General features: G+C 51.3%; 20 protein-coding genes. All 20 read right to left on the reverse strand.

The window, feature by feature from the left end:
• Nucleotides 1–3: 3 nt before the first annotated feature.
• On the reverse strand, nt 4–426 hold the full coding sequence (gene atpC / locus EDC14_RS16905) for an ATP synthase F1 subunit epsilon (RefSeq protein WP_165908084.1): 423 nt from the start codon (nt 424–426) through the stop codon (nt 4–6).
• The gene (gene atpD / locus EDC14_RS16910) at nt 419–1,837 is read right to left on the reverse strand and encodes a F0F1 ATP synthase subunit beta (RefSeq protein WP_132015485.1); all 1,419 of its coding nucleotides are present in this window, start codon (nt 1,835–1,837) and stop codon (nt 419–421) included. Before atpD ends, atpC begins: the two co-directional genes overlap by 8 nt.
• A 138-nt stretch (nt 1,838–1,975) precedes the next feature.
• A complete protein-coding gene (gene atpG / locus EDC14_RS16915) occupies nt 1,976–2,842 on the reverse strand; it encodes an ATP synthase F1 subunit gamma (RefSeq protein ID WP_132015486.1) in 867 nt (288 codons plus the stop codon).
• 18 nt (nt 2,843–2,860) lie between these two features.
• A complete protein-coding gene (gene atpA / locus EDC14_RS16920) occupies nt 2,861–4,390 on the reverse strand; it encodes a F0F1 ATP synthase subunit alpha (RefSeq protein WP_132015487.1) in 1,530 nt (509 codons plus the stop codon).
• A 12-nt stretch (nt 4,391–4,402) separates the two neighbouring features.
• Nucleotides 4,403–4,951 (reverse strand): ATP synthase F1 subunit delta, encoded by a 549-nt coding sequence (gene atpH / locus EDC14_RS16925; protein WP_132015488.1) that lies wholly within the window; start codon nt 4,949–4,951, stop codon nt 4,403–4,405.
• The gene (gene atpF, locus EDC14_RS16930) at nt 4,929–5,441 is read right to left on the reverse strand and encodes a F0F1 ATP synthase subunit B (RefSeq protein WP_132015489.1); all 513 of its coding nucleotides are present in this window, start codon (nt 5,439–5,441) and stop codon (nt 4,929–4,931) included. The genes atpH and atpF overlap by 23 nt, the downstream gene beginning before the upstream one ends.
• A 41-nt stretch (nt 5,442–5,482) precedes the next feature.
• On the reverse strand, nt 5,483–5,722 hold the full coding sequence (gene atpE, locus EDC14_RS16935) for an ATP synthase F0 subunit C (RefSeq protein WP_279388775.1): 240 nt from the start codon (nt 5,720–5,722) through the stop codon (nt 5,483–5,485).
• A gap of 24 nt (nt 5,723–5,746) precedes the next feature.
• Nucleotides 5,747–6,418: a F0F1 ATP synthase subunit A gene (gene atpB, locus EDC14_RS16940; RefSeq protein WP_132015490.1), complete on the reverse strand. Its 672-nt coding sequence runs from the start codon at nt 6,416–6,418 to the stop codon at nt 5,747–5,749.
• Complete coding sequence (locus EDC14_RS16945; RefSeq protein ID WP_132015491.1) at nt 6,399–6,776, reverse strand: hypothetical protein; 378 nt, start codon at nt 6,774–6,776, stop codon at nt 6,399–6,401. The genes atpB and EDC14_RS16945 overlap by 20 nt, the downstream gene beginning before the upstream one ends.
• Nucleotides 6,773–6,985, reverse strand: a complete 213-nt coding sequence (locus EDC14_RS16950; RefSeq protein WP_132015492.1) for an AtpZ/AtpI family protein — start codon at nt 6,983–6,985, stop codon at nt 6,773–6,775. Before EDC14_RS16950 ends, EDC14_RS16945 begins: the two co-directional genes overlap by 4 nt.
• A 268-nt stretch (nt 6,986–7,253) precedes the next feature.
• The gene (upp, locus tag EDC14_RS16955; RefSeq protein WP_132015493.1) at nt 7,254–7,880 is read right to left on the reverse strand and encodes a uracil phosphoribosyltransferase; all 627 of its coding nucleotides are present in this window, start codon (nt 7,878–7,880) and stop codon (nt 7,254–7,256) included.
• A gap of 104 nt (nt 7,881–7,984) precedes the next feature.
• Nucleotides 7,985–8,554, reverse strand: a complete 570-nt coding sequence (locus EDC14_RS16960) for a low molecular weight protein arginine phosphatase (protein ID WP_243662976.1) — start codon at nt 8,552–8,554, stop codon at nt 7,985–7,987.
• Between the two features lie 236 nt (nt 8,555–8,790).
• Entirely contained in the window at nt 8,791–9,525 is a 735-nt protein-coding gene (locus EDC14_RS16965; protein ID WP_165908085.1) for a DUF3108 domain-containing protein, read from the reverse strand.
• Nucleotides 9,515–10,549 carry an L-threonylcarbamoyladenylate synthase gene (locus EDC14_RS16970; RefSeq protein ID WP_279388776.1) on the reverse strand — a complete coding sequence of 345 codons (1,035 nt, stop codon included), beginning with the start codon at nt 10,547–10,549 and terminating at the stop codon, nt 9,515–9,517. Before EDC14_RS16970 ends, EDC14_RS16965 begins: the two co-directional genes overlap by 11 nt.
• A gap of 108 nt (nt 10,550–10,657) precedes the next feature.
• On the reverse strand, nt 10,658–12,841 hold the full coding sequence (gene recQ / locus EDC14_RS16975) for a DNA helicase RecQ (protein WP_132015495.1): 2,184 nt from the start codon (nt 12,839–12,841) through the stop codon (nt 10,658–10,660).
• Between the two features lie 488 nt (nt 12,842–13,329).
• The gene (locus EDC14_RS16980) at nt 13,330–14,364 is read right to left on the reverse strand and encodes an aldo/keto reductase (RefSeq protein ID WP_132015496.1); all 1,035 of its coding nucleotides are present in this window, start codon (nt 14,362–14,364) and stop codon (nt 13,330–13,332) included.
• A 42-nt stretch (nt 14,365–14,406) separates the two neighbouring features.
• Nucleotides 14,407–14,799 carry a tautomerase family protein gene (locus tag EDC14_RS16985; RefSeq protein ID WP_132015497.1) on the reverse strand — a complete coding sequence of 131 codons (393 nt, stop codon included), beginning with the start codon at nt 14,797–14,799 and terminating at the stop codon, nt 14,407–14,409.
• 197 nt (nt 14,800–14,996) lie between these two features.
• Nucleotides 14,997–15,254: an RNA recognition motif domain-containing protein gene (locus EDC14_RS16990; protein ID WP_132015521.1), complete on the reverse strand. Its 258-nt coding sequence runs from the start codon at nt 15,252–15,254 to the stop codon at nt 14,997–14,999.
• A 265-nt stretch (nt 15,255–15,519) separates the two neighbouring features.
• On the reverse strand, nt 15,520–16,125 hold the full coding sequence (gene nadD, locus EDC14_RS16995; protein ID WP_132015498.1) for a nicotinate-nucleotide adenylyltransferase: 606 nt from the start codon (nt 16,123–16,125) through the stop codon (nt 15,520–15,522).
• Nucleotides 16,126–16,185: 60 nt separating this feature from the next.
• Nucleotides 16,186–17,439 (reverse strand): glutamate-5-semialdehyde dehydrogenase, encoded by a 1,254-nt coding sequence (locus EDC14_RS17000; protein WP_132015499.1) that lies wholly within the window; start codon nt 17,437–17,439, stop codon nt 16,186–16,188.
• Nucleotides 17,440–17,446: the final 7 nt, after the last annotated feature.

Consider the following 17,446-nt stretch of genomic DNA (forward strand, 5'->3'; position numbering starts at 1 on the left):
GACTCATTCAATTTTTTGCCCGGTTTTTCGCGCGACCTCCAACTTGGAGATTGCCCGGCTCAATGCGATCTCCATGTTTTGGGAGAACGGCTTATACATTTCCGCCTCCGCTTTGCGTTTTTCGGCCAAGGCTTGCTGTACGTCAATCTCTTCCGGCAGGTCGGCGGCTTCCGCTAGGACAATGACCTTGTGGGGGGTAACCTCCAAATAACCTTCGCTGACCGCCATATAATAGTCTTGATTGTCGATCTTATAACGGAGTACTCCGGTTGCTAAAGGCGTCATTAAACGAATATGGCCTGGTAAAATGCCAATGATGCCGTCGATGGTCGGGACAACCACATATTCGACTTCTTTCCGTAACTCCAATTTGGATGGGGTGACGACTTCCAACCAGATCCGCTTGGTTTGCGGTTTCTCAGGCACTGGCAGTCCCCTCCTGAAGTTTCTTGCCGCGTTCCACAACCTCCTCGATGGGTCCGGCCATCAAAAAAGCTTCTTCCGGGATATCGTCATGCTTCCCATCGAGAATTTCTTTAAATCCCTTGACCGTCTCCGCCATGGGAACATATTTACCAGGCTGACCGGTGAAATTCTCAGCCACGAAGAACGGTTGCGAAAGGAAGCGCTGGAGGCGCCGCGCCCGAGCGACTGTCAATTTATCTTGGTCACTTAGCTCTTCCATTCCTAGAATGGCGATGATATCCTGCAACTCTTTATAGCGCTGCAAGGTCTCCTGAACCTGACGGGCTACTTGATAATGCTCTTCCCCGACCACGGCCGGCGAAAGCAAACGTGAGGTCGAAGCCAGCGGATCGACCGCCGGATAGATCCCGATCTCCACGATACTCCGGTCCAAGTTGGTCGTGGCATCAAGATGCGTAAAAGTAGTCGCCGGAGCGGGATCGGTATAGTCATCGGCGGGAACGTAAATCGCCTGAATGGAAGTGATCGAGCCGGAACGGGTCGAGGTAATCCTTTCTTGCAAGGCTCCCACCTCAGTTGCCAGCGTCGGTTGATAGCCGACTGCCGATGGAATCCGCCCGAGCAGAGCGGATACTTCTGAACCCGCCTGGACATACCGGAAAATATTGTCGATGAAGAGCAGCACATCCTGATGTTCTTGATCCCGGAAATATTCCGCCATCGTCAACCCGGTCGAAGCGACCCGCAAGCGGGCTCCCGGCGGCTCATTCATCTGGCCGAAGACCATGGCTGTTTTTTCAATAACCCCGGATTCTTTCATATCCAGCCAGAGTTCGTTTCCTTCCCGGGTCCGTTCGCCGACTCCGGTAAAGACCGAAAACCCACCATGCTGGGTAGCAATATTCCGGATCATTTCCAAAATGAGCACCGTCTTGCCGACTCCGGCTCCACCGAATAAACCGACCTTACCGCCTTTAGGGTAGGGCGCCAGCAAATCAATTACTTTGATGCCGGTCTCCAGGATCTGCTGTTTCGTTTCCTGCTCTTCGAAACGAGGAGCTTTACGATGAATTGGCCAATATTCCTTCGCTTGCAGCGGTGGACCGTCATCCACTACATCACCCCAGACATTAAAGACCCGTCCGAGGATTTCCCGGCCAACCGGAACCTTGATTGGCTCATTGGTGCTTTGGGCTTCCAAACCGCGCATCAAGCCATCGGTGGAATTTAAAGCGACACAACGAACCCGGTTGTTTCCAAGATGGTGCATCACTTCGGCAACGATTTTTTCGTCTTGGTTGTTGTGTTGAAAATTGACCCGAATTTCAGTATTAATCGCCGGAATCTCTTCCGGAAGAAACTCGACATCCAAAACGGGTCCAATAATTTGGACAATATGACCAATAGCCATGGAAATCCTCCTACTTGAGAGACTTGCCACAATGCCTTAATCAGCTTGGACTCCTCATATCAGTACTACACCGGATAAGTATATCCGGCACTGGACCAAATTTGCTATGGCATCAAGCAGCAATTCCCCGACTTTAATTCAGCTTTCAAGGGCGCCGGCGCCGCCGACGATCTCGGCGATCTCCGTGGTGATTTGACTTTGGCGAATCTTATTAAACTCAAGGCTATACCGTTCGATTAACTCGGCAGCATTGTCCGTAGCTGAAGACATCGCGGTCATTTTCGCGCCCAATTCTCCCGTCTCCGTCTCCAAAAAGGCACGGAAAACTTCACTCGTGATATAGCGCGGCAATAATCCATCCAAAACTTGACGCTGGTCCGGTTCATAGATGAACAGACCTCGTTCTTCCCGCTGACGGGTTTTGGACGGATCGATCGGCAACAGTTGGAATGCTTTGGGGCGTTGTGTCATTGCCGAATGGAATTTGGCATAATAAAGGAAAATCTGATCGAATTGCTTCGAGAGATAGAACTCTATCAACTCTTCGGCTAGTTTTTGCGCCGCCTCAAAAGTGACTCCACCTACCGGATCAGTAAACTTTTTGAAGAGTTCGATGTGGCGAACTGACAGGCGGTGTATCCCTTTCGAACCGACTCCATAAAAAGAAACCTCTGAATGGCCTTTAAACTTTTGACTGAATTGAACCGCTCCATCGGCAATTTTTTGATGAAAGCCCCCCGCCAAGCCACGATCACCTGTGAACACCAAGATTAAGACACGTTCGTTCTTTTCATGGGGCAATAGCAGTGGATTTATTATCTCAGGAGTTCGCGACGCGAGATCTAAAGTCACTTCTGCCATTTTCCGAGCATATGGGCGAGCGGCTTCCAGCCTGTCTTGAACTTTTTTCAAACGGGCAGAAGCCACCATTTTCATTGCTTTGGTTATATGCTGGATATTCTTAATGCTTTTAATTTTCAATCGCAGATCACGAATTGAAGCCATGCGATTTCCTTCATTCCGTTATTTATTTTGGGATTGCGAGCCTTTCTTGAAGCGGTCTTTAAACTCCTTAATCAAGGTCACCAGCTTGGAAATGGACTCCTGATCCAGTGCCTTGGTTTCCTGAAGCTTTTTATAGAAATCTTGGCCTTCCATGCTCATGAAATGGAGAAATTCTTTTTCGAAACGGCGAATTTCATCAATTGGAATATCATCGAGATATCCATTGGTAACTGCATAGATCAAAACAACCTGCTCGAATGTTGTTAAGGGATGATATTGCTCTTGTTTTAGGATTTCAACAATCCGATATCCGCGATTCAGGCGTCCTTGGGTTGACTTATCCAATTCCGCTCCAAACTGAGCAAATGCCTCTAGCTCCCGGAATTGCGCCAAATCAATCCGCAACCTGCCAGCCACCTGCTTCATCGCTTTGATCTGAGCGCTTCCACCGACCCGAGACACGGAAAGCCCAACATTGACCGCAGGCCGAACCCCGCCGAAGAATAACTCCGTACTCAAAATGATCTGTCCGTCCGTGATCGAAATTACATTTGTTGGAATATAAGCGGACACATCACCGGCCAGTGTTTCAACGATTGGCAAAGCCGTTAAAGAGCCTCCTCCATTCTCCTTGCTCAGCTTTACCGCGCGTTCGAGCAAACGCGAATGAAGGTAAAATACATCACCGGGATAAGCTTCCCGCCCGGGAGGACGCCGCAACAGCAAGGACATTGCCCGGTAAGCGGTGGCGTGCTTGGATAGATCATCATAGACTACCAGAACATCTTTGCCTTTTGCTAAGAAGTATTCTCCGATGGCGCAACCTGAAAATGGCGCCAGATACAGTAACGGAGCAGATTCATCGGCCGTGGCGGCGACGACCAACGAATATTTCATGGCGCCTTTGCTTTCAAGCGTTTCTACGATTTGCGCAAGGGTGGAAGCTTTCTGCCCGATACAAACATAAATGCATATGACGCCCGATTCGCTTTGATTCAGGATAGTGTCGATCGCGATGGCGGTTTTTCCGGTCTGCCGATCGCCGATTATCAGTTCCCGCTGGCCACGACCGATCGGAATCATCGCATCGATTGCCTTAATGCCAGTTTGTAAAGGAACTTTGACCGGTTCACGTTTGGAAATCCCTGAAGCAACCTGTTCCACCGGGCGAAACTCTGACGTATTAATCGGGCCCTTTCCATCGATCGGTTGGCCTAAGGCATTAACGACCCGGCCAATCATCGCATCGCCGACTGGAACCTCAACCACCCGTTTGGTGCGCTGTACCAAGTCCCCTTCCTTAATCAGGGTTTCATCGCCTAATAAGACACAGCCGACATTATCCTCTTCCAAGTTTAAGGCCAAACCGTAAATATCATGAGGGAAAAGCAGTAATTCGCCCATCATTACCTTCTCCAGGCCAAAAACCCGAGCGATGCCATCCCCGACTTCTAAGACAGTACCGCTCTCCTGGATATCGAGGTCTTGTTGATATCTACCGATCTGCTCCTTTAAAACGGAAATAATCTCCTCTGTCGAAAATCTCATGGGATTCTCCTCTTAAATCGGTAATTCGGTATTTTCAAACAAATGTTGTTTTAATGCATTAATTTGCCCGGCCAAAGAACCATCGATTAGCTGGTCATCGTGCCGGATAATAATTCCGCCGATGAGGACCGAGTTTACCCGGTATTTCAGCGAAACTTTCTTTCCCCAGGTCTTGGAGAGCGATTCAGCGATTCTTTGCTTTTCAACATCGGATAAAGGCTGAGCGGAAATCAGCTCGACAATCTCCTGACCCCATTGTTTAAGCGTGAGATCAATAATATTCTCCATGATCGGAACGAGTAATTTCTCGCGATGCCGATCGATGATCAATTGCAGAAAATTGCTGAACTCCAGCGGCGTATCCGTAGGAACCAGCTTAAGCAGGATTTCTTTCTTGCCCTGACTGGGGATCTTCGGATGAGTCAAAAATTCTCGGAGTTCCGAAACGCGCAAACTCGCAAGTAATTCTTCCGCCGCTAACTTGACCGGCTCCAGAATATCTCGTTCCTGGGATAATTCCACCATTGCCAGACTGAAACTACGCGCCGCCTGGGTTAACATGGTTGGCAGCCCCTTTCTCAATCTGGTCCAGCACGCGTTGAATCAAGAGATCATTGATATCTTTGGACATCCGATCCCCGATCAATTTTTCGGTGGCGAGCAACGCCAGAGAAACAGTTCCTTGGCGTAAATCCTGAAGGGCTTGTTTCTGAGCGCGCTCGATTTCTTGCCGGTTTTTTTCGCGCAGTTGTTCAGCTTCCTGACGTGCTTGAGTCAGAATTTGGTCTTTCAGTTGCTCAGCTTCCACCCGAGAACGTTCGACGATTTGGAAAGCCTCGGCGCGAGCGTCCTCTAATGTTTTCTTCGCATCATGACTAAGCTTTTCATATTGATGGCGCGATTTTTCAGCTTCCGTGAGATCATGGCTGATCTTTTGGCGCCGTTCTTCCAAGATTCCCTGGATCGGCTTGTACAGCAGTTTCGTTAAAACCACTAATAAAACCAGGAAGTTAAATGACATCACCAGGAAAGTTCCCAAAGACATTTCCATAGCCGAAACCTCTCAGAGTGTGAATTGATGGTTTGACAGGCTTATTTCACTCCGCCAAGCAACATAAAGGCAATAACAACGGCGATAATGGGGATGGACTCCAAAAGGCCGACGCCGATCAGCATCGATGTGAAGAGACGACCTTCAATTTCAGGTTGGCGCGCCATACATTCCAAGGCCGTGGAAATAACCTTGGCGTCCGATGACGCGGCGGCAAAACTGGAAACCATACAAATCAGACCGACTGCAATGACCCTAAACTCGTTTAACTCAAGATTCAATGTAAGACACCTCCGCAGGTTTGTTTAATGAGTTGAGTTATCCTCATGAGATACGGTTAAGCCCGTATAGGATACAGTAAGAACAGTGAAGATGAACGCCTGAATCGCGCCGATGGCTACGCTAACAAACAGCCATAAAGAAGGAACCAGCACCGGAAAATTCTCGGTCAGTTTTTCAAGCAAAATTTCACCCGCAAAAATATTACCGAAAAGACGCAATGCCAGAGTTAATGGCCTAATTCCCAAATCAAAAAGATGGATGATAACAAACGGCGGAAAAGGCTCTAAAAAGTGTTTTAAATGGTTCGCCAGTCCGTTCTCGCGGATTCCGATATACTGCAGCCAGATGACCCATAAGACGCCCAAGCATAAGGTTACATTCACATCCTTGGTCGGGGAAGAAAGGTGCGGAACCAGTCCCAACATATTGGCTACCAAAATGAAGAGAAATAAGGAGCCAAAAAAATAAGTATACTTGACACCCGCTTCGCCCAAGCCGCCTTTGACCAAGCCCTCCAAAAACTCGACTGCCATCTCCATTACATTTTGCCAGCCTTTTGGGATCTTATTTATTTTTCGGGATGCCAGCCATGCTACGATGATTAATGCAGCCATGACAATCCAAGTCATCTCCGTGATTCGGAGGTTGACATCCAGTCCAAACCATCGAACCATATCAGCGTGATTTGTTTCCATCGGTTTTCCCTGTCTCCACCTTGAAATGTCGTGCTTCAATCAAGTTTATTATCGGCAAAAAGAGCAGAAAGAAGAGTAAAATATAAAAATGAATCGATTCAAAGCCAAGCCACCATGCGCCAAATCGCAGGAAAATAATGACACTAACAATCCGGAAGGCAAATCCCCCCAGAATTCCAATGAGTATTCCCCCAGCGGCGACTTTTTTGAGAAATCGCAAACGCAACATTTGTACGGCAAAATCTACCGCCAGCAAATTCAAGCCAATGATAATCGCACCGGCAATTCCGTGGATCTGCCCACAAAATAACCACCCGAGACTACCAAAGATGAAACCCAGCAGTAGTAAGATAATCATTTTTTTCGGCCCGCCCGATACGCGATTGCGAACATTTCATATAAGCCTAAAAATAAACCGACGAGTACGCCGGTTGCAGTCATATTATGCAGTCGGTAGTTTTTTTCGATCAAATTGCCCAAGAAATATCCGCCCACCACCATGAAGCCCAGATTCAAGCTTAGCGACCCGTAGAGGGCTAAATCACGCCAAGTTTTTTTATCTGCCATTATAAATCACAATCCCATTTATTCAGCATTCCAAGGATTGCTAAAATTTGGTGCTACCAGTTATCATATCATAAAAGAATTTAAATTGAAAAGCATTTTCGCTCGTTTTACAAAGTGTTTACCTATCCACTCCAAATACACTTCTGAATCGATCTTTACTCCAAATCCATATTATAGCTTACCCCATCAGTAGATTGAAAATGAAAAAAGCGCATCTCCTTTGGGAGAGCGCGGTTTAAAGTCTTGATGGTCGATGGTAAGGAGAGAATTATTTTGTTCCAAACAGCCGATCCCCAGCGTCGCCCAAACCCGGTATGATATAGCCGTGCGAATTGAGCCGGTCGTCAACGGCAGCAACATAGATATCGACATCAGGATGTTTGGCCTGGACATTTTCAATCCCTTCAGGCGCGGCGATCAAGTTGACCATCCGGATTTGAGTGGCCCCCCGCTGCTTAAGAAATTGAATTCCTGCCACGGCCGAACCGCCGGTAGCCAACATCGGATCGAGCAGAATCAGTTCCCGCTCCGAAAGATCGGGCGGGAGTTTGCAATAATATTCGATAGGTTGGAGAGTCTCCGGATCGCGATAGACGCCAATATGACCAACTTTGGCAGTGGGAATCAATTTTAAAATTCCGCCGACCATACCCAGTCCGGCTCTTAAGATGGGAATAATGGCCACCTTTTTTCCGGAAACCACCTTGCAGTTTGCGGTAGCCACCGGAGTCTCCACTTCCACCTCTTCCAGTGGGAAATTACGGGTGAATTCATACGCCATCAACATCGAAACTTCCTCGAGAAGTTCGCGAAATTCCTTGGCGCCGGTATTGACATCCCTGATAATTGAAAGCTTGTGTTGAATTAGCGGATGATCAATCACATGAACAGCCATTTCTGTCATCTCCTTGTAGTGTATTTACTCCAGCGATGAAATGAAAATGAAATTTAGGAAAACCGGGTTCATTTATTTTACTAGTTTTTACCACTAGAGCAGTATCAATCCACCGATTCCGGATTGTCTGAGGCCGTTTTAAGCAAGCGTACAACCTGAGATAAATATTTTTTAATCTGATCGGCGCAGTCGCGGTAAGCGTCCATTCCCAGACCAAACGGATCAATAATATCCAACCCCAAAAACGGCCCCGTCTCCTCCGCCCCGGCTTGAGGTTCGGACATTCCGGCGAATTCGGCCAAGGTAAAGATCCGCTTACCGGCCGAGGGAAACATCTGGATCAAAATAGCTTTTTGATCACGAGTCATGGTCAAGACCAGATCCGCCGAATTTAACAACTCCGGAGTGACCTGGCGAGAACGATGACCCCGCAAATCAATACCCGCCGCTTCCATGACGGCTATTGCATGGGAGGAAGCGCCGGTTCCATCGATGGTAGCGATCCCCGCCGAAACTACTTCCATGGTATCCGTTGCGCTAGCGGTTTCTTCCAATATCATCTTACGAAACATCGCCTCTGCCATAGGGCTGCGGCAAGTATTGCCGGTACAAATAAATAAGACCTTCTGAATCATCGAAGAATTTGTCCTACTTTCCCGCATGAAGTCGCTCATGCTGCCCATACTAAAGGCATGGAGTATTTATCGTCCCAAAACCGTATTCATCATGAAGAAAAACAATTGGAATGGCACTTTCAAAATGAATCCGGCAAACCCTTAACCTTGCAATGCCCGGAGTGTTGTAACACCCGAGAATTCGTGGCGGTAAGCCACGGGTCCGAGTTCATCTGGAGCTGCCGCCGCTGTGGCTGCAGGAATCATTTACAACTAAAAGATACGGTTCCTGACGTTCAATTTACCTTGGTCAGCCGGGCCTCCACTTTGCCGAACTGAGCCAATTTTCGGATGATCAGCGGTTGCCGCTCGGCGGTATCCGCCAGAATAATCGTAATTTTGCTCTCATCATTCGTGGCTTGCAGATAGGGCTGATAGGTCCCGGTTTCCAGTTTTAAAGGCTGATTGATCTCACGCAACGTAAACGTCACCGGTTCAATCTTCCCGTTGGAGTAAAAATTGACCTGATGATGTCCGGGTTTCAAGTTCTCCTTTCGCAAAAAGAAGGGCAAGGAGAGCCCATCTTGAACAAATCCAGTCAGCTTCAATTCCGTTCGCACCGTCGGCTCGTCATTTCGCGAAGCCAAACGGATGGCAATCCCCTGTGCGTAATCAAAAGTGACCTCTTCATGCGTTTTTTTCTCTCCGGAGATGACTTCCCTTTTGAGATACCAGGGATATAAGCCCTCGGCATCCAGGATCAACGTTTCCTGTTCGGAATAGTTGGCCAGATTTTTCACCATGCCGATGGTGTTCATGCTATATTGAACATTGACGATCTCCCGGTTTTTATAAGTCCCTTTCGAAACCACTTTGATGGTCTGGTCGGCGCCATGAATCATCGATTTTACGACCACGCGGTAGTATAGTTGCTCACCGGCGCGCGGTTGGTAACCGGCGGCCAACCCCCATCCCGAAGCGGCGCCAAAAAGGAGGAGTAGGCTGAAGAGCGTGATCAACTTACGATACACGGACAATGCACCCCCCTGCGGCTTTTCGTAAACGATTGGCGACTGCCAAGCCGACGCCTTGCGGCTTGACTCCCTCGATCAAAATTTGACTGGCTGCCAATTGGTCGCAAAAACGCAACAAATCATACAATCGGGACGCTGCAACCTCCGGGCTCTCCAGCGGTCCCAAATCCAAAACCCACTCATTCCGGTACCGGGTCAGATGCTCGGAAGAACTGATCACCACGATGCGCTCGGAAGATTTTCCTTGATCGAGCCGGTGATTGATCTCGGCAACCACTTTTTCGGGATCTCCCTCAAATAAAAGGGCCGGTGCTTGCGGGGCATAATGGCGGTACTTCATTCCCGGTGCTTGTGGATGTTCCTGGTTATCGGGGTTCGCCACGGCCACCCTTTCTCCCAATGCTTGTTCCAGCATCTCTTTGGTTACGGAACCCGGCCGCAGGATCACCGGGTCGGGCTCCAGCTTGATCACGGTCGACTCGATCCCGGCCGGACAGGGGCCGGCATCGATGATATACTCCACTTTCCCGAACAAATCCTCCACCACGTGAGAGCCCTTGGTGGGGCTCGGACGTCCCGAAAGGTTGGCGCTGGGCGCGGCGACCGGCACATCCGTCAATCGCAGCAAAGCTTGGGCCACCGGATGGGATGGCATGCGGACCGCGACCGTGTCCAGCCCCGCGGTAACCACCCCCGAGACCAGAGAACGCTTTGGAAAGATGATCGTTAAAGGTCCCGGCCAAAAGGCTTTCGTCAGGCATTCGGCTTTGGAGGATACCTGGGAAACCAAAGATGATAACTGCTTGACGTCCCAAATATGGACGATGAGCGGATTGTCTGACGGCCGGCCCTTCACGGCAAAAATCTTCAGCAAGGCGTTTTCATCATTAAAAACCGCTCCCAATCCGTAAACGGTCTCGGTGGGGAAAACCACCAAACCGCCTTTTTTTAATGTCTCGGCCGGAGCGATAAGTGATTCGGGATGGAAAGATGATTGAGTGTCTATAACCGAAGTATTCAAATATATTCACCTGATTAAGTGTGCCAATGACGCAAAAAACCTTAATTCATATTATTTAACATGAATATCGATTATCCTGCAAAAAAAGGACTAATTTTTTATGAAAATTCAGGAAAGCTCGCTTTCCCAGCGGGCCTTGTGTTTCAATAGTACAGCTTTGATCATGAGGTAATCGATCTCTTCCGGCAGCCGTTCCTTGATGGGCCGTAAATACCGGGGGCCCACTTCATCTATTTTGCTGAGAATCAGCGCTTCATATTCCTCAGGGATCAAGCAACTCCAATCGATCGTCATCCCTTCCCCGGCGCACCGAAGCAAGTGTTCCTGAACGGTCAGGAGTTTCAAGTTGCGTACTTGCGCGATTTTGTCCATAGCATCACCTTGCCGGTGCATTTCAAACGTAATCAGATGACTCGGCGCACCGGCTGCCCGTGCGGCCGGTGGCGGGGCAGCGGTCTCCGCCGCCCCGCCTCGGTTTGGAGTCCATTCCGCTTCGGGTGGGATCTCATTCAGATAAGCGCGGATGGCTTCCAGAAATTCCGCGCCGTATTTATTGAATTTGAACTCGCCCACGCCTTTCACGGCCAGCATCTTGGACCGGGTGTTCGGCCGGCGCTGGCATAGCTCGCGGAGCGTGCTGTCGGAGAAGATCAAATACGGCGGCAGGTTCTCCCGTTCGGCGATGGTCCGGCGCAGGCGGCGCAGGATCTGGAAGAGCGAGTCATCCCCGACGCTGTTCGCTTGGAGCGGAACCTGTTTCGGGACGATGCGCTCCAGGCGCACTTGCTCTTCGAGAACCTTTCGCCCTGAATCGGTCAGTTTTAAAACCGGGTATTGACCATCACTCTGCCTCAGATACCCCTCTGTCACCAGCCACCCGACCAGTCCCTGAATCTCCGATTGCGGGTACTGCTGGGCCAGCGCCCCAAACCGTGGTAACCGCTCGAAATGATTATCGCGCACTTTTTTCCCCCGGGAGCCGCTCAGGACTTCGACCAGAGTCCGGACTCCAAAACGCTCCCGCAAATCGATCAGGCAGGAAAGGATGGTGTGCGCCGCCGCGGTGACATCTTGAACCTCCCGCTCATTGCCGCAGTTCGAACAGGTTCCGCACTCCTCCGGGGCGTCGGATTCCCCGAAATAATTCAGGATAAAATGGCGCAGGCAACGGGAGGTCTGGCAGTATTCGACCATGGACTGCAGTTTTGCCATTTCGTACTTGCGGCGTTCCGGATGCGGCACCGATTGTTCGATCAAAAATTTTTGGAGTACGATGTCTTGCGCGCCAAAGAGCAGGATGCATTCGGCGGGTTCTCCGTCACGGCCGGCCCGGCCCGCTTCCTGGTAATAGGCTTCGATGTTTTTCGGCATATTGTAATGAATGACAAAGCGGACATTCGATTTGTCGATGCCCATTCCAAAAGCGTTGGTCGCCACCATCAGCCGGAGGTTGTCATAGATGAAGTTTTCCTGGTTGCGTTTACGTTCGGCATCGGCCATTCCGGCATGGTACTTCCCGGCGGTCAAACCGTTTTCATTCAGAAAATTGCAGAGTTCCTCAGTCTCTTTGCGGGTGGCGGTATAAATGATGCCCGCCTGCTCAGCCCGGGCGGTGACATACTCCAGTATAAACTGCCGTTTCTCCTTGCCGCGCAGCGTGCGGACGGCCAGGTGCAAATTCTCGCGGTTAAAGCCGGTAACAAAAATCCTGGGATCAGCCAGGCCCAATTGTCTCACGATGTCTTGTTTGATTTCCGGAGTGGCGGTGGCGGTAAAGGCGGCGACGACCGGCCGTTGCCCGAGTTCTTGCAGGAAGGGCCCGATCGCGAGATACGCGGGGCGGAAATCATGCCCCCACTGCGATACGCAATGAGCCTCGTCGATTGCCACCATGGACACGGGCAGCGTCGTCAGCAGTTGCCGGAAGGACTCGAGCTGCAAGCGCTCGGGCGCGACATAGAGCAGCTTGTAGCGGCCGGCGCGGGTCTCGGCCACGCGTTTGCGAACCTCGCTATAGCTCAGGGAGCTATTGATATAAGCCGCGGCAATTCCCAAGGTGCCCAAGGCATCGACCTGGTCCTTCATCAACGAAATCAACGGTGAAATCACCAGCGTGATTCCGGGCAGTTGCAAGGCGGGAATCTGAAAACAGAGCGATTTGCCCGCGCCGGTCGGCATGATGACGAACGTATCCTTGCCGCTCAGAATGCTGGCAATGATCGACTCCTGCCCCGGACGGAATGAATCATATCCGTAATATTTCTTCAAAGTGAGTTTGGCTTGTTCGAGCATCGTTCCTCCAAAAGCAGAGCATTACCAAATATATCGGCTGCGCAGTTTTTCTGCGGGATGTGCAATCCTCGCCAATGAACGGTTGAAAGCCGCTTCGGACCTCCTGCCCGTCCATCGGAAGCGCCGGCGAACGTTTGTTCTTTCATCAAGATACCATAGATCCGCGGCCTTGTAAAGTTGGCCCGAGCCCGATCGCCCCGGGGCGAAACTCCTTTTCACCATTGATTCCCAGGCAAGAACCGCCCTGGGGCGGGCATGAAAAATTTCGGTTCAGGCAAGCGGCGCGCTGATCCGGGGCGGATTGGCCCGGAGCGGGGACGAACCTGCCCGCTCCGGCGCGATAACCGCCCCCGCCGGGGCAACGGTTGCCCCTCCGAGTGCCGCGGCTGCCCCGGCCAAGGCAAAAGACGCCCGGGATCAGGCGCTCGATCCCGGGCGGTAGAAAGCATCCGTTTCACCCTCACGGCGGAGTTATCTTTATCAAAAACTCAGGCAGGACCCGCGGAAGGGGTGCGATGGTCCTCGCAAAACTGTAAATACTCCCGGAGTTGATTCCGCAACAACTGCGGCGTATCCAGCTCGTAAGGACAGTGGTTCCGGCAGTGGCCGCAATCCTGGCATTGTTCGATCCGCAACATTTGCGCTTTCCAGTCATCCCCCAAATACGTTTGATAGGTTGAACGCTTCAGGAAGAAAGCGATTCGCGCCGCCATCGGAATGGGGATCCCCGCCGGACAGGGAAGACAGTAACCACAGCCCCGGCAGAAAGCTCCGGACAATTCAGCCCGATCCCGCCCGATCACGCTCCACATGGCCTCATCGAGGACCGGTGGATTCTCCTCAAGCGCTAGAAACTCATCCAATTCCCACTCATGTTGAATCCCCCAGATCGGCACCACATTATCGTATTGGCGTAAAAAGGCGAAAGTGGCGGCGGCCTGGGTAATCAACCCGCCCGATAGACCTTTCATGGCAATCAGGCCGCAATCATATTTCCGGCACTCCTCAATCAGCTCGAGGTCGGCAGCGGATGATAACGAATTCAGCGGGAATTGCACCGTGTCGAAAAGCCCGGAAGCGGCAGCCTGAAGGGCTACGTCCAACCGGTGATTGGTGAACCCGATGTGCCGGATCATTCCTTGCGCCTTGGCGTCCAACAGGGCCCGGTAAGCGTCTCCCTCGGGGTCCGGCAGGGCGGGTGGGTTATGCAGTTGATAAATATCGATATAATCGGTTTTCAATAAGTTCAGACTGGTTTCAAGGTTCCTGGCGATCAGCTCCCCATTGCCGATCGGCGTTTTGGTGGCAATGATGATCTCTTTCCGGACATCCCCCAGCGCTTCGCCGATCTTGGCCTCGCTATCCGTATAAGCCCGGGCGGTATCAAAAAAATTGATGCCGTTCCGAAAGGCCTTGCGCAACAAATGAGCGGCAGCGCCAAAGGAAATCCGCTGGATGGGAATAGCCCCAAAACCACTCCGGCTGACCGTCAAGCCAGTACGGCCCAAACGTATTTTCTCCATCAACGACCCTCCTTATCATAGAGTAGGTTGACTCGGCTTTGCTCAGCGCGGCCTGCTCCGGCGTTCGGTCATGGAGATGCCGTCCAAACCCCAGGCGTCGGGATTCAGCTCGTCAATGATAAAATAATTGGCTTCCTCCTGATTTCCGAGGACCCTCACCATCAATTCCTTGGTGGCCCGCATCATCCGGGCCATCTCCTCCGGATTGCTGGTGCCTTTCGATATTTTTATATTGACGAAAGATACCGCGCCGGCCTTCGCGGCGGAACCGCCAATCAGCCATTGTTCGGTGGGGATCTCCTCAATGATGATGGTGGTCAGCCTTTTCTCCCGGCCCATTACCGTGCCGATCAATTCGGTCAACCCGGCGGCAATCTCGGTTCGTTGCAGGTCGGTGACCTGTCCTTTGGCCAACTTTAATTGCACAAACGGCATCCACAACTCTCCTTTCGAATATTGGGGAAATAAACACTAATTCAATCTCTTTCGGTCTTTTCCTCTACCTCACGGCATTTTTAACAAAAATCGCAGTAATTTCTGTTGCCGTTCCACGGGCCAATCGAAACCAGGAAGCTTTCGGACAAAATAAAAAACAGGATGCATTGCGCACCCTGCTGTAGACGGAATATTTTTTACATTTTGGCTTGGCGCGGTTTGGCCTCGTTAACGATGATCTCCCGACCGCCCATGTCTTTACCGTTCATTGCCTCAATCACCCGGTCGACGTCTTCATCTTCGACCTCGATAAACCCGAAGCCTCGAGAACGACCATTGGCCGGATCGGTAATAATCCGGCTCGATTTGACCTGAGCCTGATCTGCAAAAAAGGATGCCAAATCTTCTTTTGTGGCCGACCAGGGCAAATTTCCGACATATAAGGTCTTGGTCAACTTTTTCACCTCTCTTTCATCCGTAAGGACGTGAGGGCTCAGTCCTAAATCGCGCTAGCCAGTACCGTTTATATGTTGACTGTTTATGGCCCCGGCATCATCGGTTCTGATTCAGTTGTTTAACCCGAGTTTTAAGTTGCCGGAGCATTCGAGCATCAAAACTCAGTTTTTCGAGTCAGGAAACCAGCGAACGGTTCAACTTCAGCCCTTTACCGTTAATATTGTGCGTCAAAAAAATCTGACTATACCAGCGGTGACGCCAATTTTAAAAATCCCGGTAAATTCGCTTTTCCGCGATGTACTCCAGTACTGGATCCGGCACCAGGTAACGGATCGACCGTTCGTACATTAGCTCCACTCTCAACCAAGTCGAGGAAATATCGAGCAACGGCGCTTCCAAAAAGAGAATCCGCTCTCTGAAAGGGTGCAGGAAGGCCGGCCAGTCATCCCCTTTTTTCAGAATCGGATACCCCGGGCGGAAGGCGGTGATGATCCGGGCTTCCTCCAGTATCGATTGATAATCTTTCCAGGAGTGAAGCTCCAGCAATGAGTCAAAACCCATGATCAGGGCCGCTTCCATTCCAGGATGGCTTTGCTTGAGTTGACGGACGGTATCGATCGAATAGGACGGACCGGTTCTTTCCAACTCGACGCCGGAAGCTTCAAAATTCGGATGGTCGGCAATGGCCAATTCCACCATTTTCAAGCGGTTTGCAGCCGAGGTGGACACCTCGCCGATCTTATGAGGCGGAATTGCCGCCGGAACGAAAAGTACCTTCTCAAGATGATAAGCTTCCCGGGCCTTCTCCGCCAGAACCAGGTGGCCGAAGTGAATCGGATCAAATGTGCCGCCCATCATTCCAAACATCATCTTTGTGTCAACTCCATGCCGAGATTGATCAAGACCCTAAAATGCCGGCTCAAGCGTCATTCATTTCCGAATCTGACCGTCGCCGTAAATAATATACTTAATGGTCGTCAATGCCTCCAGACCCATCGGTCCCCGGGCATGTAGCTTCTGCGTGCTGATGCCGATCTCCGCGCCAAAGCCGAATTCAAAACCATCAGTGAACCGTGTCGAAGCATTCACATAAACCGCGGCCGCGTCAATCTCGGCCAAAAACAAGCGGGCCTTGGCGTAACTGGTCGTGACGATGCACTCGGAGTGCCGGGTCCCGTAGCGGTTGATATGCGCGATCGCCTCGTGGACATCGGCCACGATTTTGACTGCCAGGATCAGATCCAGGTACTCGGTGGCCCAATCCTCTTCCGTGGCCGGCCGCGCCGCAATGAGCCGGCAAGTCTCAGGGCAGCCCCGTAGCTCAACCCCCGCTTTCTGGTAATCCTCGGCGAGCAGCGGCAAGATGCGCGGAGCAATGTCCCGCTGGACTAACAGCGTCTCCATGGCATTGCAGACGCCCGGACGATGCACCTTGGCGTTAAAGGCAATCCTACGGGCCATCTCCAGTTCGGCGTCGCCGTCAATATAGGTATGACAGTTCCCGACACCGGTCTCGATAACCGGAACCGTGGAGTTTTCGACCACCGCCCGGATCAGTCCGGAACCGCCGCGCGGAATGAGCACATCTAAATACTGATTCAACTTCATCAGCGCCGTGGCCGCTTCCCGCTCAGTCCGCTCCACCAAAATAACCGCATCCTCAGGCAGCTCCAAATCGGCCAAGGCTTTCCGGAGCGTTCCCACCAGCGCCTGATTGGAATGCAAAGCTTCGGAACCGCCTTTCAGGATCACGGCGTTTCCCGTCTTCAACGTCAGTCCCGCGGCATCCACCGTCACGTTCGGCCGCGCCTCGTAAATGATTCCCACCACGCCGAGAGGCACCCGTTGCTGGCCGATCTCCAACCCATTGGGACGTTTCCACATCCCGGTGACCTTCCCGATGGGATCTTCCAGGCTGACCAGCGTCCGCAGTCCTTCGGCCATGCCTTGAATTCGCTGGGGAGTCAACGTCAGACGGTCGATTAACGCGGCCGAAAGCCCTTTCGACTTGCCTTGTTCGACATCTTGCCGGTTCGCGGCCAGAATCGCTTCGCTTTCAGCGACGAGATAATCGGCCATCTTGATCAATAGTTGATTCTTACAGGTAGAAGATAACCGGGCCAGGATGGGCGCGGTCTGCTTAGCCCGCCTTCCGATTTCCGCGACATACTCCGCGATCTCCATTGCGATA

It is taken from the genome of Hydrogenispora ethanolica, from assembly GCF_004340685.1.
GTDB classification, from domain to species: Bacteria; Bacillota; UBA4882; order UBA8346; family UBA8346; genus Hydrogenispora; species Hydrogenispora ethanolica.

Bases quoted from the DNA above. Each gene is read 5' to 3' on its own strand.
- EDC14_RS17000 (WP_132015499.1), bottom strand. From the start codon at position 17,439: ATGGAGATCGCGGAGTATGTCGCGGAAATCGGAAGGCGGGCTAAGCAG.
- atpD (WP_132015485.1), bottom strand. From the start codon at position 1,837: ATGGCTATTGGTCATATTGTCCAAATTATTGGACCCGTTTTGGATGTC.
- atpH (WP_132015488.1), bottom strand. From the start codon at position 4,951: ATGTTAACCCAGGCGGCGCGTAGTTTCAGTCTGGCAATGGTGGAATTA.
- EDC14_RS16945 (WP_132015491.1), bottom strand. From the start codon at position 6,776: ATGATTATCTTACTACTGCTGGGTTTCATCTTTGGTAGTCTCGGGTGG.
- atpB (WP_132015490.1), bottom strand. From the start codon at position 6,418: ATGGAAACAAATCACGCTGATATGGTTCGATGGTTTGGACTGGATGTC.
- upp (WP_132015493.1), bottom strand. From the start codon at position 7,880: ATGGCTGTTCATGTGATTGATCATCCGCTAATTCAACACAAGCTTTCA.
- recQ (WP_132015495.1), bottom strand. From the start codon at position 12,841: ATGCTCGAACAAGCCAAACTCACTTTGAAGAAATATTACGGATATGAT.
- EDC14_RS16985 (WP_132015497.1), bottom strand. From the start codon at position 14,799: ATGCCGTTTGTGCAATTAAAGTTGGCCAAAGGACAGGTCACCGACCTG.
- EDC14_RS16960 (WP_243662976.1), bottom strand. From the start codon at position 8,554: ATGAGCGACTTCATGCGGGAAAGTAGGACAAATTCTTCGATGATTCAG.
- atpA (WP_132015487.1), bottom strand. From the start codon at position 4,390: ATGAGATTTTCGACAGAGGAGATTATTTCCGTTTTAAAGGAGCAGATC.
- EDC14_RS16980 (WP_132015496.1), bottom strand. From the start codon at position 14,364: ATGGAGAAAATACGTTTGGGCCGTACTGGCTTGACGGTCAGCCGGAGT.
- EDC14_RS16950 (WP_132015492.1), bottom strand. From the start codon at position 6,985: ATGGCAGATAAAAAAACTTGGCGTGATTTAGCCCTCTACGGGTCGCTA.
- atpF (WP_132015489.1), bottom strand. From the start codon at position 5,441: ATGGAAATGTCTTTGGGAACTTTCCTGGTGATGTCATTTAACTTCCTG.
- nadD (WP_132015498.1), bottom strand. From the start codon at position 16,125: ATGATGTTTGGAATGATGGGCGGCACATTTGATCCGATTCACTTCGGC.
- atpG (WP_132015486.1), bottom strand. From the start codon at position 2,842: ATGGCTTCAATTCGTGATCTGCGATTGAAAATTAAAAGCATTAAGAAT.